The sequence below is a fragment of the Virgibacillus sp. JSM 102003 genome (assembly GCF_041949995.1).
In the GTDB taxonomy this organism is placed as follows: domain Bacteria; phylum Bacillota; class Bacilli; order Bacillales; family Amphibacillaceae; genus Lentibacillus.
Genome location: NZ_JBHFQH010000011.1, coordinates 65,874 through 82,936 on the forward strand (window position 1 = coordinate 65,874; position 17,063 = coordinate 82,936).

15 protein-coding genes are annotated in these 17,063 nt (G+C 34.3%); all 15 read left to right on the forward strand.

All coding sequences use genetic code 11. The features are described 5' to 3' along the window. Positions 1-85: 85 nt before the first annotated feature. The 15 genes from ACE1TG_RS13125 (at position 86) to ACE1TG_RS13195 (ending at position 17,059) form a co-directional block, all read left to right on the forward strand. Positions 86-1,294 (forward strand): hypothetical protein, encoded by a 1,209-nt coding sequence (locus ACE1TG_RS13125; protein WP_375052844.1) that lies wholly within the window; start codon positions 86-88, stop codon positions 1,292-1,294. Between the two features lie 89 nt (positions 1,295-1,383). After that, complete coding sequence (locus tag ACE1TG_RS13130) at positions 1,384-2,604, forward strand: hypothetical protein (RefSeq protein WP_375052845.1); 1,221 nt, start codon at positions 1,384-1,386, stop codon at positions 2,602-2,604. A 32-nt stretch (positions 2,605-2,636) separates the two neighbouring features. Beyond that, on the forward strand, positions 2,637-3,731 hold the full coding sequence (locus tag ACE1TG_RS13135; RefSeq protein ID WP_375052846.1) for an acyltransferase family protein: 1,095 nt from the start codon (positions 2,637-2,639) through the stop codon (positions 3,729-3,731). A gap of 94 nt (positions 3,732-3,825) precedes the next feature. Then, positions 3,826-4,725, forward strand: coding sequence for a glucose-1-phosphate thymidylyltransferase RfbA (rfbA, locus tag ACE1TG_RS13140; RefSeq protein WP_375052847.1), 900 nt, complete (start codon positions 3,826-3,828; stop codon positions 4,723-4,725). 35 nt (positions 4,726-4,760) lie between these two features. Next, the gene (locus ACE1TG_RS13145; protein ID WP_375052848.1) at positions 4,761-5,960 is read left to right on the forward strand and encodes a phosphotransferase family protein; all 1,200 of its coding nucleotides are present in this window, start codon (positions 4,761-4,763) and stop codon (positions 5,958-5,960) included. 110 nt (positions 5,961-6,070) lie between these two features. After that, complete coding sequence (locus ACE1TG_RS13150; protein ID WP_375052849.1) at positions 6,071-6,670, forward strand: CatB-related O-acetyltransferase; 600 nt, start codon at positions 6,071-6,073, stop codon at positions 6,668-6,670. An 80-nt stretch (positions 6,671-6,750) separates the two neighbouring features. Then, a complete protein-coding gene (gene rfbC, locus ACE1TG_RS13155) occupies positions 6,751-7,335 on the forward strand; it encodes a dTDP-4-dehydrorhamnose 3,5-epimerase (RefSeq protein WP_375052851.1) in 585 nt (194 codons plus the stop codon). After that, entirely contained in the window at positions 7,322-8,548 is a 1,227-nt protein-coding gene (gene lhgO / locus ACE1TG_RS13160) for an L-2-hydroxyglutarate oxidase (protein WP_375052852.1), read from the forward strand. The genes rfbC and lhgO overlap by 14 nt, the downstream gene beginning before the upstream one ends. A gap of 22 nt (positions 8,549-8,570) precedes the next feature. Further along, positions 8,571-9,638: an NAD-dependent epimerase/dehydratase family protein gene (locus ACE1TG_RS13165; protein ID WP_375052926.1), complete on the forward strand. Its 1,068-nt coding sequence runs from the start codon at positions 8,571-8,573 to the stop codon at positions 9,636-9,638. A gap of 49 nt (positions 9,639-9,687) precedes the next feature. Then, positions 9,688-10,842, forward strand: coding sequence for an SAF domain-containing protein (locus ACE1TG_RS13170; RefSeq protein ID WP_375052853.1), 1,155 nt, complete (start codon positions 9,688-9,690; stop codon positions 10,840-10,842). A gap of 63 nt (positions 10,843-10,905) precedes the next feature. After that, complete coding sequence (locus ACE1TG_RS13175) at positions 10,906-12,036, forward strand: acyltransferase (RefSeq protein WP_375052854.1); 1,131 nt, start codon at positions 10,906-10,908, stop codon at positions 12,034-12,036. A 31-nt stretch (positions 12,037-12,067) separates the two neighbouring features. Continuing rightward, the gene (locus ACE1TG_RS13180; RefSeq protein WP_375052855.1) at positions 12,068-13,126 is read left to right on the forward strand and encodes an acyltransferase family protein; all 1,059 of its coding nucleotides are present in this window, start codon (positions 12,068-12,070) and stop codon (positions 13,124-13,126) included. Positions 13,127-13,152: 26 nt separating this feature from the next. Beyond that, positions 13,153-13,869 carry a metallophosphoesterase family protein gene (locus ACE1TG_RS13185; RefSeq protein WP_375052856.1) on the forward strand — a complete coding sequence of 239 codons (717 nt, stop codon included), beginning with the start codon at positions 13,153-13,155 and terminating at the stop codon, positions 13,867-13,869. Between the two features lie 29 nt (positions 13,870-13,898). Further along, positions 13,899-14,978, forward strand: a complete 1,080-nt coding sequence (locus tag ACE1TG_RS13190) for an acyltransferase family protein (protein WP_375052857.1) — start codon at positions 13,899-13,901, stop codon at positions 14,976-14,978. 149 nt (positions 14,979-15,127) lie between these two features. Further along, complete coding sequence (locus ACE1TG_RS13195) at positions 15,128-17,059, forward strand: lasso peptide isopeptide bond-forming cyclase (RefSeq protein ID WP_375052859.1); 1,932 nt, start codon at positions 15,128-15,130, stop codon at positions 17,057-17,059. Positions 17,060-17,063 lie beyond the last annotated feature (4 nt).

Here is a 17,063-nt window from a genome sequence, read left to right on the forward strand (position 1 = left end):
AGAAGCTGGTAAAAAAGCAAAATATTTATATCCACAAAGTCAATAAGAATTTTTTAGATTAAATGAAATTCCGGAGTTGACAAAAATGTTGAGGATTCAAAAGCCAGAGATCAAAAAAACTAATACTGGTGTTAGAATACAAGCTTACTTTGAAAAGGATCAAAACACAGAAGCATTATGGTACGAAGTTGAAGAGAAATTTAGTCAGTATCTCACAGATGAAACAGCAGATGGATTTTTAATTGGATTACTATTTTATGCGTTAAAAAATGGCGATAATATTGAGGTTTTGGCACCTATCTCTCAGAACCTTTATTATTCAATTAACAACTACTTAATTCCCTTGTTGGTGAAAATACATGGATATAAGAGGATCAGAATTAAATGTAATGAACTAATTAAGGAGCCCATTATAAGTAAAGGTGCTGTTGGAACTGGACTTTCCTGTGGTATTGATTCTTTTGCGACAATAATTGACCATTTGGATGACAGATGTCCGAAAAATTATAAGATTACTCATTATACATTTTTTAATGTAGGTTCTCATGGGGATAATGGCGGGGAGAAAGCAAGAAAGCTTTTTAAAGAAAGAGCTGAAATTACTAGAAAGTACGCTAATGAGTATGGAAATGAATTTATTTCAGTTGATAGTAATATTAGTGAAGTATTACAAATGAATTTTAAACAGACCAATACGATGAGAAGCTTGTCTGCAGTGTTAATTTTACAAAGGTTGTTTAAGGTTTACTATTATTCTTCTGGTTTTCCTTTAAAACGGTTCAGGTTAATTAAAGAAGATACGGGAGCTTTTGATATTTTTAATATGAGTATGTTATCTACTGAAACAATTAGGTTTTTCTCGGGTTGTCCAATTATGACAAGAATTGAAAAGACTGAACTGGTGGCTAGTTATGAACCTTCATATAAGTATTTGAATGTCTGTTATTTTAGTAAGTATAATTGCGGGAAATGTCCTAAATGTTTAAAGACGCTATTGATACTTGAAATTATTGGGAAAATAGAAAGCTATTCAGATGTCTTTAATCTTAAAGCATATTATTCTAATAAACGCCAATATATAGCTTATGTTCTCTCGAAAAGAAAAAGTGTCAAACTATCAGAAGAAATTTACGATGAAATGCTGGTCAGGGACTTTACAATTCCACTCTCATCAAAAGTTATATCATTTGCTTATAAAATAAAATCTCACTTTATAGGTAGGTTCATGGGAAAGGGCATTTATACTAAAATAAAAAAGTTATGGAGTAAGAACTTTAGGAAGCAGGTTTTATAAGTTTAATGCTAAATAAAAATAATAAAGCCACATGTCTTAAATTAATAGGATTAGTTCTTTGCCTTGTTTAAATTTAGGAGTTGATAAAAATGTTAAAAGTTTATCACCCAGAGATCATTAAATCGAGTTATGGTGTAAGAATACAAGCTGTATTTGAACACAGTCAAAAGTCAGATACATTATGGTATGAAGTGGAAGAGAAATATGGTGAATATCTAACTGATGAATCAGCAGATGGATTTTTAGTCGGCTTATTATTTTACGCATTAAAAAATGGATGTGATATGGAGGTTTTAGCACCAATTTCGCAAAACCTATACTATTCAATTAACAACTACTTAATTCCCTTGTTGGTGAAAATACATGGGTATAAGAGGATCAGAATTAAATGTAATGAACTACTTAAGGAGCCCATACTAAGTAAAGGTGCTGTTGGTACTGGTCTTTCATGTGGTATAGATTCTTTTGCTACTATTGTTGATCATTTAGATAATAGTTGCCCTGAGGAGTATAAGATTACTCATTATACATTTTTTAATGTAGGTTCTCATGGGGATAATGGCGGGGAGAAAGCAAGAAAGCTCTTTAAAGAAAGAGCTGAAATTACTAAAAAGTACGCTAGTGAGTATGGAAAAGAATTTATTTCAGTTGATAGTAATATTAGTGAAGTATTACAAATGAATTTTAAACAAACCAATACGATGAGAAGCTTGTCTGCAGTGTTGATTTTACAAAGGTTGTTTAAGATTTACTATTATTCAGCTGGAGTACCAATTACACGCTTTAAACTAACTAATGACAGCACTAATAGTTTTGATATATTTAATATGAGCATGTTGTCAACCGAAACGATTCGGTTTTTCTCTTCTTGTCCAATTATGACTAGAACAGAAAAAACCGAGCTCGTTTCTAACTATACACCATCATATAAGTATTTAAATGTTTGCTTCTTTAACAAGAATAATTGTGGTAAATGTCCAAAATGTTTAAGGACTTTATTAACGCTTGAAATTATTGGTAAGATAGAAAACTATTCAAATGTCTTTAATCTTAAAGCATATTATTCAAATAGGAAAAAATATATCGCTACGGTCCTTGCTGAAAGAAAAAGTAATAAATTTTCAATAGAAATTTACGATAATATGTTGGCTAAAAGTTTTAGAATCCCCTTATCCTCGAAAGTTATTTCTATTGCTTATAAAACAAAAAATGGCTTTATAAGCAAATTTACGGGCAAAGGGAGATATACAAAAATCATGAACACATGGCGAGGGATATATTTAAGAAAAGATCTGCACAAGTATAATTAAAGTAGCGAAAAATTAACGAAAGGGGGGCTCCAATGAAAAATCAGTACCTAATTAATGAAGTGTTTTGGCTGCGATGTATAGCTTGTCTAGCTGTTACATTAGGTCATGCAATTGGAAATGGATTTTATTTTTATTTGGAGCCATCCATTTATCACACAGGCTTATATGTTTTACATATGGCTGTCCTTTTTGGAGTTCCGGTATTTGTATTTATATCTGAGCTTCTTCTAGCAAATAAGTATACTGAGAAAGTACCTAAGGGATTTATGAAGAGAAGAGTTAAAATCTTATTATTTCCATATTTGGTTATGAGTATTGTCTATGCATTCACTTCTGTAGAAGCATGGACTTTACAAGATGTGACCTCCAGGTTGGCAATGAGTATTTTCCTCGGAGACTCAGCAGTTTATTTTATTATAATCATTTTTCAATTTTACTTTTTCCATTTGCTATTTCGTAAATATCTAAATAGGTTGTCTGCAAAATTGGTTATTCCGATAGCCTTATTAATCAATTTTTTATATTTAGCCTTTTTTAATTTTGTAGAAGCTCCCGATAGTGCAGTGGGAAACTTCGTATGGACTAAAGGTTATTGGATGCCATTTACTGGATGGATTTTTTATTTCGTTCTAGGATTTTATTGTGGCAGGAATTACCAGGGTTTATTAAATATTCTAAGAAAAAAATGGGTAATAGTAACACCTATACTAGCCTTATTATTAATGCTAGTTATGAATAGTACATTTATTATGGATTACAATTCGAAAAGGGTTGATATGCTACTGTATTCCAGCTCAGTAATAATTTTCATTATCTATATATCCTCCCACATTAAAAGGGTTCCAAGATTAGTGATGTTTATCAGTAATTATTCATTTAGCATTTTTCTCTTAAACTTGTTTTACTTTCATCTATTAAGACTTATAGAACCACCTGCTTTACTTAATATTGGTTCTTATACAATTCTGATATTTATAATTACCATATCCCTATGTATCGGTACAGCATACGTATTTAACCAGTTTAGTTATGGTCAATATTTAGTTGGCCGTATTATGACATACAGGGTTGAGGATAAGCTCAAGGGTAACCGCGATTATCTTACTGCTATAAAAAACAATAAGTAGTTAATCCGTAATATGCAAAACCAGTAAAAGACTTTTTAGGTCTTTTATTTTTTTATGCATTTTTTATAAAAACATTTTAAAAGGTGGGTCTATTATGAAAGGAATTATATTAGCTGGTGGAAGCGGAACTCGTTTATACCCCTTAACAAAATCAATATCCAAGCAATTATTGCCCATATATGATAAACCAATGATTTACTATCCGCTTTCCGTGTTGCTGCTTGCTGGAATAAAGGACATTTTGATTATTTCCACTCCAAAAGATGTTCCCAGGTTTGAGCAACTTCTTGGAGATGGTAAAGAGCTGGGAATAAATTTATCCTACGCTGTTCAGGAGGAACCGAACGGCTTGGCAGAAGCATTTATCATCGGAGAAAATTTTATTGGAGATAGCGATATTTCGTTAATTTTAGGTGACAATATTTTTTACGGTCATGAGTTCATTTCTCAGCTTGACAGGGTTAGAAAACAATTAAATGGGGCAACAATCTTTGGCTACAATGTAAATGATCCAGAAAGGTTTGGCGTTGTTGAATTTGATGGGAATCGGAAAGTAATCTCAATCGAAGAAAAACCGGAGTCCCCTAAATCCAACTTTGCAATTACCGGATTGTATTTTTTTGATAACCAAGTAGTTGATATTGCGAAAACAGTAAAACCATCTGACAGAGGAGAGCTGGAAATAACTGATATTTTAAATGTATATGTTAAACGAGAAAAGCTGCAGGTGGAACTGATTGGTCGTGGTTTTGGCTGGCTGGATACAGGCACACATGAGTCATTACTGGAGGCATCGCAATTTATTGAGATTATTGAAAAGCGAACTCGACTTAAAGTGGCTTGTTTAGAGGAGATTGCATTCAATAAAGGGTATATTTCTGAGTCAGAATTAATGCATCTGGCGGATCCATTAAAGAAAAGTGACTATGGTAAATATTTAATTCGGTTAGCAGAGGCGAACAGGAATAAAGTGGGGGGAGGATTGCTCCACTGATACCTTTAACTCTAAGAGGAAAAGTGGGGAATTTTATGTTAAGTAAAAATGAATCTAATCACGTAGCAAACTATAAGTTAAAAAGCTTATACCATAGGGTTAAGCTTTTTTATTATAGAAGGCAAGCAGCTAAATTTAAAGACTCACCCAAAATTGAAAATATAACAGCTAAATTGCAAAAAACTGTAGAAGAAGAATTTAAAGATCTTAATCAATTGAAAAGAGAGATAGAGACAGGAATTGCACTAAATGGCAATAGTAAAATTACCTCTGAATATAAATATTTGGGTGGTGGGTCTAATCTCGGCTTGATAGATCACACTGAAATCAAAGGAGAAAGAGAATTTAAATATTTAACTAAAATTTTAACAAGGACAATAGGGGAAAATGAATTGTTTTTTTATACTAAAGTGTATCGGAATTATAAGTCAATTAGAGAGATAACTCCTAAGCTTGTTAATCTATTAGAATATAAAGAATCTAACTTATGTCTTATTACTATGGAGAAAATCATAGGTAATAAACCTAGTTTCAATGAGGGCGAGGTCCAGAAAGTAATAAAAGCAAGTGAAGTAATCTCATCTATTAAATTAGAGCAACTAACACAAGATGGATTAATTCAACAGAGCGTTAACGCTAATCCTAAGATTAACATTAACTGGAGGCATAAATATAAATTTATGGGCAATGCTTTCCGTTTACTGTCACTAAGTCATCAGGAGGAAGTACACAAGGATATTTTTATTGCAATATTCAAAAGGATGGAAATGCAAAATTATAATCAGACATGTATCAAATTAATGAAAAGAGTAGAGAAATGCATCGTTAATAATCAAATGTCCAAAGCAATAAAACCTAACAATCATTATTCTTTAAGGCATAGTGATCTTAATGAAGAAAACATGCTGATAGAAAGGAAAAGTGGTTCGCTATACATTATTGATTGGGGACAATTGAGTGTTGGTCCAAGTTGGTTAGATATTGCATGGTTTCTAGGTAAGTTAAGAAAGCCTTTTGATGTGATTGAAGATTTATATTTAGCTAACCAGGAAGATAGTCCCCATCTTGATGACATAGGAAGAGTATTCTTCGTATATTCTTTAATAATAATCTGGTTCCTCGAGTTAAGTGAAGATGAATTTAATAACAACTATATAGATTATTTATTACCAGCTGTTAAACATATAGAACAATTACAAATGAATATGAAAAAGGCGTCTATAATTTCTCTATGATTCATTGGTAATTTCATAAATTAAAAACTTTCGGTGAGGTTAATCATATGATACTTAATAAAATTTTGAATCGATATTTAAAAAAATATAGAAAAAGAAAATTCTATAAAATGTTCCGAGAAAAAAACAGTCATAATTCAATGTATCCTGTTGGAACCTTTTCCCTTCATGGAATAGATATAGGCAAAATGACATACGGTCCATTGAAAGTTGAAAGATGGAATGTAGATGGCGAGGCCTTATCCATAGGGAACTACGTATCTATTGCTCGTAATGTTACGTTTGTCCTTGGCGGAAATCATTACTTTAATCATTTTTCATCATATCCATTTAAAAATAGAGTGTTAAATGATTGGAGTGTTACAGAAAGTTATTCCAAAGGGAAAATAACTGTTGGAGATGATGTTTGGATTGGACTTAATGCTGTGATTCTGTCTGGAGTGGAGATAGGTCAGGGTGCTGTCATAGGGGCTCATGCAGTTGTAACAAAAAATGTTCCCCCATATGCCATTGTTGCAGGTAATCCAGCCAAAATCATTGGGTATAGATTTGATGAAGAGACGATAAACAAACTATTAGAATTTGATTTTAGTAATTTGGATAAAGAAACTATAAAAAACAATATTGATTATTTTTATAAAAGTGTGGATGATTCTGTTCTTCAGCGATTAGTTGATTTTCAATCTAAAAAAACAACAATTGAAGGTTAAAAAGTTGATTCAAAGCTATTTAATATTGGTGATCTTATATGCTATCTCCCCTGATAACTAATAGAAAGGATGAGGGAATAATGAATGTAATTGATACAAAACTTGATGGTGTGAAAATTATTGAACCCGTTGCTTTTCAGGACAATCGGGGTTTTTTTATGGAAAGTTATAATCTTGACAGGTTTAAGGAGCATGGTTTGAATTTTGACTTTATCCAGGATAATCACTCGCTTTCAGTAAATAAGGATGTTATTCGCGGCCTTCATTACCAGCTAAATCCTAAAGCCCAGACAAAACTTGTCAGGGTCATTACTGGAGCAATTTATGATGTAGCAGTAGATATTCGTCAAGGTTCTCCAACATTTGGTCAATGGGTGGGGGTTACGTTGAGTGAGGATAATCATCGGATGCTTGTTGTTCCAAAGGGATTTGCTCATGGATTTTGTACATTGAAGGAAAACACACATGTTCAATATAAGGTAGATGACTATTACTCGGCAGAGAATGATAAGGGGATACTTTGGAATGACCCTGCACTTGGAATTGACTGGCCAACTTCTAACCCAATTTTATCCGAAAAAGATGCTAAGCAGCCTTTGATAAACGATGCGGAGATTAACTTCCAGTATCAGGCTAAAGAAGGTGTTGATCATGGAGTCTTATGATTACCTGATTGTTGGGGGCGGCATCATAGGATTGTCCATTGCAAGGGAATTAAAGAATAGATTTCCGGATGAGTCTGTTTGTATTTTAGAGAAGGAATCCGATGTAGCTCATCATTCCAGCGGCAGGAATAGTGGTGTGTTACATGCTGGGTTTTATTATACTGCTAATAGCTTGAAAGCAAAGTTTACGAGAGAAGGCAACCAGGAATTGACGGCGTATTGTGATGAACATGGTCTGAAGATAAATAAGTGTGGGAAGCTTGTGGTAGCCACAAATGAGGAAGAGTTACAGGGATTACAAGAATTAAAAAAGCGGGCAGAGAAAAACGGCGTTAAACTTCAGTGGCTCAAAGAACAGGAAGCACAGTTAATTGATCCTAATGTAAAGACCTGCAAGTGGGCTCTTTATTCACCAACAACCTCTTCTGTAGATCCAATTGAGGTATGTCAGGCAGTTAAAACTGAAGTCATAAAGAAGGGCGTAGACATCAGGTGCAATACCCAATATAGGGGGAAATTAAATAAAGAAATTCGAACAAATAATGGAACCTTCACGTGTGATTATTTTATAAATGCAGCTGGGTTATATGCAGATAAAATTGCTAAGGATTACCAATTCGGTGAGAAGTATACAATTATTCCGTTTAAAGGAATCTATCTTACGTATGCCAAGAATAAATCGGATGTGAAGACAAATGTATATCCGGTTCCGAATTTAGCAAATCCTTTTTTAGGTGTACATTATACCAAGACAGTTAATGACTCAATAAAAATCGGACCAACAGCTATCCCTGCTTTATGGCGGGAGAACTACAGTAGACTTCAGAATTTCAAATTTAACGAGTTTTTCAGCATATTATTCTATGAAGCAAAGTTGTTTTTAACCAATTCGTTTAACTTCCGATCACTGGCATTTGAAGAAATGAAAAAGTATAAGAAAGCTTATTTTATAAAGTTATCCTTAAAGATGGTTAAGGATTTAAACCCTAAAAACTTTGGCGAATTCATAAGACCTGGAATTCGTGCTCAACTATTGAACAAGGAGACATTAGAGCTCGTGCAAGATTTTGTTGTTGAAGGTGATAAGCATTCCTTCCATATACTAAATGCAGTTTCACCAGGTTTTACCTGTGCATTCCCATTTTCACGATATGTGGTAGATGGAATAGTTAAAAAACAGGGGAAAAAATTAGAGAAGGATAAAATCTCGTAAGGAGGAAGAAAAATTGAAAAATGTGCTCGTAACAGGTGCAGGTGGGTATATTGGAAGTATTTTAGTACCGAAGTTATTAGAAAATAATTACACAGTTACGGTAATTGACCGCTTCTTTTTTGGAGTCGACAAACTGAAACCTCATTCCAATTTAACAATTATTCATGAGGATTGCAGACGGTTAAAAGAAGAGCATTTCTTAGATATTGATGCAGTTATTGATTTAGTAGCTATTTCAAATGATCCAAGTGGGGAGTTATTTAAAGAAGTTACGTATGAAGTGAATTATACAGCAAGAGTGAATGCGGCTATGCTTGCAAAAAAGATGGGCGTAGAACGATACATATTGCCTTCTTCCTGCAGCATTTATGGGTTTCAGGATAAGGATACAATCGTCGATGAGTATTCTGAAACAAATCCATTAACAGTCTATGCCAAAGCAAATGAAAAGGCTGAGAATGGGGTCCTTCCATTAGCTGATGATAACTTTACGGTGACTGTGATGCGGCAAGCAACTGTATATGGTTACTCACCAAGAATGAGGTTCGATTTAGCGGTAAATGGGATGACTTATGGTGCATGGGAAAATGGGATTATTCCTTTAATGCGGGATGGGTCACAATGGAGGCCAATGGTACATGTGGAAGATACGACAGAGGTAATGTGCCTGTTGTTAGAAGCAGATGCTCATATCGTTAATGGTGAGATTTTTAATGTAGGATCTAAGCGAAATAATTATCAATTAGGGCCGCTAGCGGAGGAAATTGCAGCTTCATTGCCAATTGATGTGAAGATTGAGTGGTATGGCGAACCAGACCAGCGCTCTTATCGTGTTAATTTTGAGAAGATCGAAAACGCTTTGAATTGGGAGGCTAACTATACAGCGGCAGATGGGGCACTTCAAATTTATCAGAAGTTGGAAGCTGGAACCCTTGAAAAGACGGAGCAGACGATAACGCTAAATTGGTATAAGGAATTAATTAAATGGCAGGAGATAATGAAGCAGGTTGATATGTATGGAGGCATTTTAGAAATACCAAAAAATGACCATTTAAGTTTAGCTCACCGGAGTCGGGGAGTGTTTTTTTAATTCTGATTGTTCTTTATTGAGAAAGACACTTTTATTAGGAGGCTAATTAATGGATAAAATAACGCGAGTAGGTATTGCTGGAACAGGGTTGATTGGTAAAGGGATAGCGTTGGAGGTTGAAAAACAATCTGAATTAAGTTTAGCAAAAGTTCTCACGCGCCGTGATTTTACTACTATGAATGATTATCCCTTTCCTGAAACACTTACAAATTCCGTAGAGGATTTTATTGGTAATTGTGACTTAGTAGTCGAATGCAGCGGTGATGTTATTTATGGAACTGAAGTTATTAATCAGGCAATTAAAGCTTCCTTGCCTGTTATAACAATGAATGCTGAACTTCAAGTGACAACTGGTTCATATTTTGCAAAGAGAGGATTCATTACTGAAGCAGAGGGAGATCAACCAGGATGCCTGGCATCATTACATGAGAATGTAGTAGGAATGGGATTCAAACCATTAGTATATGGAAATATTAAAGGGTTTCTAAAACTAGATCCAATACTTGAGGATATGGAGTATTTCTCAAAAAGGAATGGTGTTCGTCTTGACATGACCATATCGTTTACGGATGGCACAAAGGTTCAGGTTGAACAGGCATTAGTTGCTAACGGTTTGGGTGCCGGCATTGCTGTTGATGGTCTTTTGGCACCCAGTTCAAATGACTTAAATGAAATAGGTGCCGAATTAGCTGAAGAGGCTAAACAGTTGGAATATCCTATTTCTGAATTTGTGTTAGCACCTAAAGCTCCTCCGGGTGTATTTATCACAGCAGAACACGACAGCCGTCAACAGGATGCACTGCGTTATTTTAAGATGGGAGAAGGACCATTTTATACAATTCTGCAAAACTTTCATCTCTGCCACCTGGAAGTTGTGAAAACAATTAAACGGGTTATTAATGGGGGTGGTGTTCTCTTGAACAATGGAGAAAATCCTTCTGTAGGAGTCGCAGCTATTGCAAAGAGGACACTTCACCCTGGAGAGGAAATCGAAAAAGGTATCGGTAGTTTTCAAGTGAGAGGTGAGGCCGTTAAGATGGTATCCAATCCAAATCACGTTCCGATTGGTTTGTTGGTGAATGCAGTCATGAAACGAACAGTTGAAGAGGGGCAAATCATAACGTTCGATGATGTTAAACTGCCCGAGAGTTTAGCCTTAACAGCATGGCTTGAGACGATTGAAAAGTTGCCAATTAATAGTTGATAAATAAGCCTTTTGGCAGCTTGGTAAACTAATCATTGTTTTTTATGAAGGAGGTGCGCTCACTTGGAAAGAAACACAACAATAGATGTTGTAAAATTTTTTGCGGTATTTATAGTTGTCTGTTTACACACCGTTACTTTTGGCTACGATTGGCAGAGCAGTCAACATATCGCTTTTATAATAGGTGTTTTTCCAAGATGGGTAATCCCCTTCTTTTTTATTGTTTCAGGATACTATTTTGGCCAAAAAATGATGAATAACCTTACCCCAAAAGCCTATTTTAGCCGCTATATGTTCAAGCTGATAGGGTTGTTTTTTACATGGTACTTATTTTATCTGATTTATGATCTTATTTTACGAGCTGTATTAGCTATTTATATGGGGTTAAACGTAGGTTCTGAGTTGAATAAATACATAAAGGCTTACGTAAATATAGATGCCATTTACTATGGAGAAGGGATGACGTCGTATCATTTGTGGTACTTGACGGCATTGATTTGGTCGATTGTTATCTTATATGTATTTATCAGAATTCGAAAGCTAGGTGTACTGCTGATTTTGGGTGCTAACTTTAATCTAATTGGCCTGTTTGGACAAACATATTCTAGTATATTCCACCTACCAATACATACTACAGACGCTTTATTCTTTGGGGTATTTTATACGTCCATTGGCTGCTACATTGCCCTTCATTATAAATGGATTATGCAGAAAGTCAGTAGAGTTAAATCTAGATACTTTATTTACTTAATCCTGCTTTTTTCATTAATTCAGGTTATGGAGAGATTATTTACCGTATTCGTGCTAGACGGTGAACAGACCTTTGGGGATTATTACTTATCAACTGTCCCCTTAACATTATGTCTTTTATTTATAACATTGAAAAATACATCGATAGGCCAAAATTCATTTATAGCAAAAGTGGGGAAAAATGCAGTTGGAATTTACGTTGCTCATCTGTTTGTAATAAGTGTACTGGTTTTATCTATTAATTTTGTCGGACTGGATTATATGAGAAGTAATATTTTATTTAATCTTTTATTTGCACTTGTGGTGTTCTTTACCTCATATCAATTCTTTATACTATTTAATAAATTTATTTTTGGAATAAGGTTATTAGTTACAAGGGTCAAGTATAGAAATTATTTTAGAACGAAGAAACAAGTGGATCAAGGTAAAAAAACTGCTATTTAATAAAAATAAGATGTATTAGAGGAGAGATGCAATGAAGAAGAGGTTAACTCAAATTGATATGGTCAGAGGAATATCAATTATAGTAGTTGTAGCCGCTCATACTGACATGCCTTCAGCTTTAGGGAAGGTATTAAGTTTATTTTGTATACCTCTTTTTTTCATGGTTAATGGTTACTTGTTTAGCCCATCTAGATATTTATATAATTTTTCTGGTCTGGTTAAGAGGCGTCTGGTAAATTTAATAGTTCCGTATTTTTCTGCCTGTCTGCTTTCTTATATTTATTGGCTTACTGCTAGCCAAATAGGTTTTAAAGAAAATATAATTTGGTATGAACCTCTGTTAGGCTCGTTAAACGGTAATGTAGGTCAACTTATTAATTTCCCGCTTTGGTATTTGACCTGTTTATTTTCCGCCCAATTATTATTTTGTTTAACGCAAAGAGTTTTAACGAGGTATAAGTGCAGTTTAAGTGCTCAAGTTGGCGTTTACTTAATATTAGGGTCGGTTGGTTACTTAATAAGTAAACTTGTGTTTTTGCCGTGGGGATTAGATATAGCATTTACTGTACAATTGTTTCTATTTGTAGGTTTAAAGTTTAAGGAGCATAAAGTGTTGGAAAATATGAAACCTATAAGTATGTACACAATAGGAATTGCACTCATATTCATTTTCACTTTAGTTATTGACTATAACCAGATAGTAAGCGTAGCGACAAGGGATTATAATAATCTATTAATGTTCTATGTTGGAGGGATAACTGGTAGTATTCTAATATTAAGTCTAGTAAGAATGGCATCTAAATACCGGTTTATTGTAAATCCACTTACTTTTATTGGCAGTAGATCATTGTCAATATTGATATTCCATGTCGGTGTTTCGTTTATTTTCTTAAGTTACGTTGATCGTTTTCTGTTTGGAGGAATTGAATTCAATTGGATCGTTAATACGATTGGTGGTGTATTAATTTCAATTATTCTAGGGGAATTGCTACGAAAACATCCTGTATCAAATCTGTTATTTAATGGCAGAAAAGAAAGTTACAAAAAAATTGAGAATAAATCCGTTGAATTAAAAAGTCGTACCGTGTAATAAAAAATATAGAAGAGGTGATAACAGTGAAACTAGCATTTATCTCAGATATCCATGGCAATGCGATTGCTTTGGATGCCGTTCTAGATGACATAAAGGGAAAGAATATTGATAAGATTTATGTCCTTGGCGATCTGTGCTATAGAGGTCCAGAGCCAAAGCGTTCACTAGAATTAGTAAGGTCATTGAATACGGAAGTTATAAAAGGAAATGCCGATGAATGGGTAGTTCGTGGCGTTCAAAACGGTGAGGTACCTGAACAGGCATTCGAAATAATGAATAAGGAAAGAGACTGGACTTACTCTAAGCTTAATTCGGATAGCATCGATTATCTTAGTCAGCTTCCAACAGAGTTAAATCTAGAGTACGGTAACTTCAAAATTCATGCATTCCATGCGACGCCATTAAGTTTGTTTGATGTTGTTCAACCATCTGAGCATGATGATCTCCTAGTGGAAAAATTAATGAAACAAGATGCTGAGTTATATATATATGGGCATATTCATAAGCCTTATATTCGGAATATAAACGGGAAATGTATTGTGAATACGGGGAGTGTCGGATTACCGTTTGACGGCCTGAGTATGGCTTCATATGTTGTGGTGGGTGTTGATAAGGATAGTTTTCAAGTGTCTATTGTTAGAGTTAAGTATAACGAACATGATGTGATTGACCAGTTTAGAGAATCAGATTACCCGAATAAAAATATGATGGAAAATATTTTAGCAAACGCCAGAATTTAAGGTGAATTTACGCAGAAGGATTGAATGCCGTGGAATTTTCAAAAAGGGATATGAAGATGCTTCAAGGGATAGCTATTTTATTTATGCTATCCCTTCATTTATTTGCAAGAAAGGATATTGATGGGTTATACGAAACTTTTCCAATGATAAACGATATACCGCTTGTTTACTATATTGGTCTATTTGGAGATGCCTGTGTCCCAATTCACTTATTTGTCAGTGGGTATGGCCTTACTATTAGCCTAGCAAAAGGAAATGTTTTGAACAAAAACATAAAGCGAATATTGAAATTATTAATCAATTTTTGGATTATATTGTTTATGTTTATGGGTATTGGGTTTCTCATTGGCAAAATGGAAGCATTTCCTGGAGGGATCAGCCAATTTTTGCTTAACTTTTCTTTACTGTCTAATTCATATAATGGGGCATGGTGGTACTTACAGACGTATGTCCTATTAGTACTTATGGCAGCGCCATTAATTAAATTGGTTAAGCGAAATAATTCTATTATTGTTCTTATGGTTTCAGGATTTATCTACTTAATTACTTATATACAAAGAATAAAGTTTGTAATCGAATTTGATAGTACGATATTGACCATGCTTAATAACGCTATCGTTTTACTGGGTACATCACAACTCGCCTTCATAATAGGTATTATTTTTGCTAAGGAACAAATATATTCTAAGCTCTACAACACCATTAATGATATTAAATTTAAAAATACGTTGTGTGTTTTGGGTGTGATCATTCTGGTTATTTTTCATGGAATTTTTGAGACTATGTTTGTTGCTCCATTTACGGCTATTTTGTTTATTTGTATTTTTTGCCTTATGGATAAGAAAGAATTTGTACAAAAAGGATTTGCCTTCTTTGGACGTCATTCATTAAATATTTGGTTAACGCACATGTTCTTTTATATATCATTTTTTAAAGTGGCAGTTTTTGCGCCCTACTATCCTATTTTGATATTTAGTTGGCTTGTGCTCCTTTGTCTCGTTACCTCCTTTGTTATCAATATCATTAATGATCCACTTGCAAGGATTATTGATAAGCATTTTGTTCAGCTTTCTCTTAATCATAGCTTTAGAAAACGCAAAGTTTCTTAATAAACGACAAATTTAGCTGTTGCTTTATATAAATAGTTACAGTATTGTTCTTCATAAGGAACAATACTGTAACTATTTTGAACGTTTAAGGATTTGAATTTAATTGTTATGTTCTCAATTAAGACTAAATGTACTGGAGGAAGGAAGCTATGAGCGCAATCGCTGGGATCTATAATATAAACGAAGAACCTGTGTCACGAGAGCATAGTCTTAGCATGATGAATTCACTGCAGAAATTCCCTGCGGATGATGTTCAAATATGGCAAAAAGAGAATATATTTTTAGGTTGTCACGCCCAGTGGATAACACCTGAATCATTTGGGGAGCAGCTACCTTACTATGACTATGAGCGGCAATTATCAATAACAGCTGATGCTATTATTGACAATCGACAAGAATTGTTTCAGAAATTGCAAATCGATAAAGAAGAAGGAAAAATCATGCCAGATAGCAAGTTAATTTTACTTGCCTACTATAAATGGGGAGAGGATACTCCTAATCATTTAATTGGTGATTTTGCTTTTATGATTTGGGATGAACGGAAGCAAATGCTTTTTGGTGCTAGAGATTTTTCAGGAGCTAGAACCCTTTACTATAGCAATTCTCAGCAGAGATTTGTTTTTTGTACAACAATAGAACCTATATTATCTTTACCATACATAGAAAAGGAATTGAATGAACAATGGCTTGCTGAATATTTAGCTATACATGGAATGTTTGATACGGCAGATGCTTCGATAACTCCTTATAAAAGTATTATGCAGATACCGCCATCTCATACAATTTCTGTTTATAAGGATAAAGTTAAGTTTAGAAGATATTGTAAGTTGTTTCCTAATAAGCAATTAAAATTGAGTTCAACTGAAGAATATGTTGAGGCTTTTCAAGAAGTATTTCAAGAAGCTGTTACTTCTCGTTTACGTACAAATCGAAAAGTGGGTGTACAGTTGAGCGGTGGTTTAGATTCGGGGGCAGTTGCTGGTTTTGCTTCAAAAACATTGCAAGAGCGAGGTCAAAGTCTAAACAGTTTTAGCTATTTCCCTCCAGATGATTTTATGGATTTTACTCCTAAACAATTACTGCCTGATGAGAGGCCGTTTATTCGTTCAACGGTTGAACATGTAGGTGGAATAAAAGACCACTACCTAAATTTACCCGGGAGAGATTCCTATTCAGAGATTGACAGCTTTTTAAATATGATGGAAATGCCATATAAGTTTTTTGAAAACTCTTTTTGGTTAAAGGGGATGGCGGAAAAAGCTCATGAAGAGGGAATAGGTGTATTACTTAATGGTGATAGAGGGAATTTTTCTGTTTCATGGGGATCCCCATTAGATTATTACGCTTTGCTATTAAAAAAAGTAAAGTGGGTTACACTGTTTCAGGAACTAAACCACTATAGTGATAATGTTGGTGGTGCGAGGCTTAGAAGATTACCACGAATCGCAAAAATCGGATTTCCAGTTATCAATCAATTTTTTTCTTCAAAAACTTCTTATAAACTTCCTCTATTAATCAGTCCGGAATTTGCAGAGGAAACAGATGTTTTTAGAGGGCTTGAAGAGAAAGGTATAGGTAGAGGCAGCGCATCAAATATATACGTTCAACGAAAAAGACATTTTGAAAATGAATTCTATTGGAACGCAACGAATACATTGTCCACCAAACTGTCGTTACGTTATTCGCTGTGGAAACGTGACCCGACTAATGATATACGTGTTATCAGGTTTTGTTTATCCCTTCCTGAGGGTCAATATGTTCAGAATGGGCTTGATCGCGCTCTTATACGAAACTCTACAAAGAATCTACTCCCTGATAAAGTAAGGCTAAACCAACGGTATCGTGGTATTCAAGGAGCTGATTGGGTTCATAGAATGGTTCGAAATTCAAGCGTCGCTATTGAAGAGTTAAAACAGATTAGCAGTGATGGAAGAATTTTAAAATATATTGACGGGAGCGTCATTAAGAGTGCACTTTCAAGTATTGAAGGTGAAATGAAAACCGAAAATGCGACTGATCCAAGTTATAAAACTCTAATGAGATGTTTAATTGTATCTAGGTTTATAAAGAAATTCACCTGAAAGG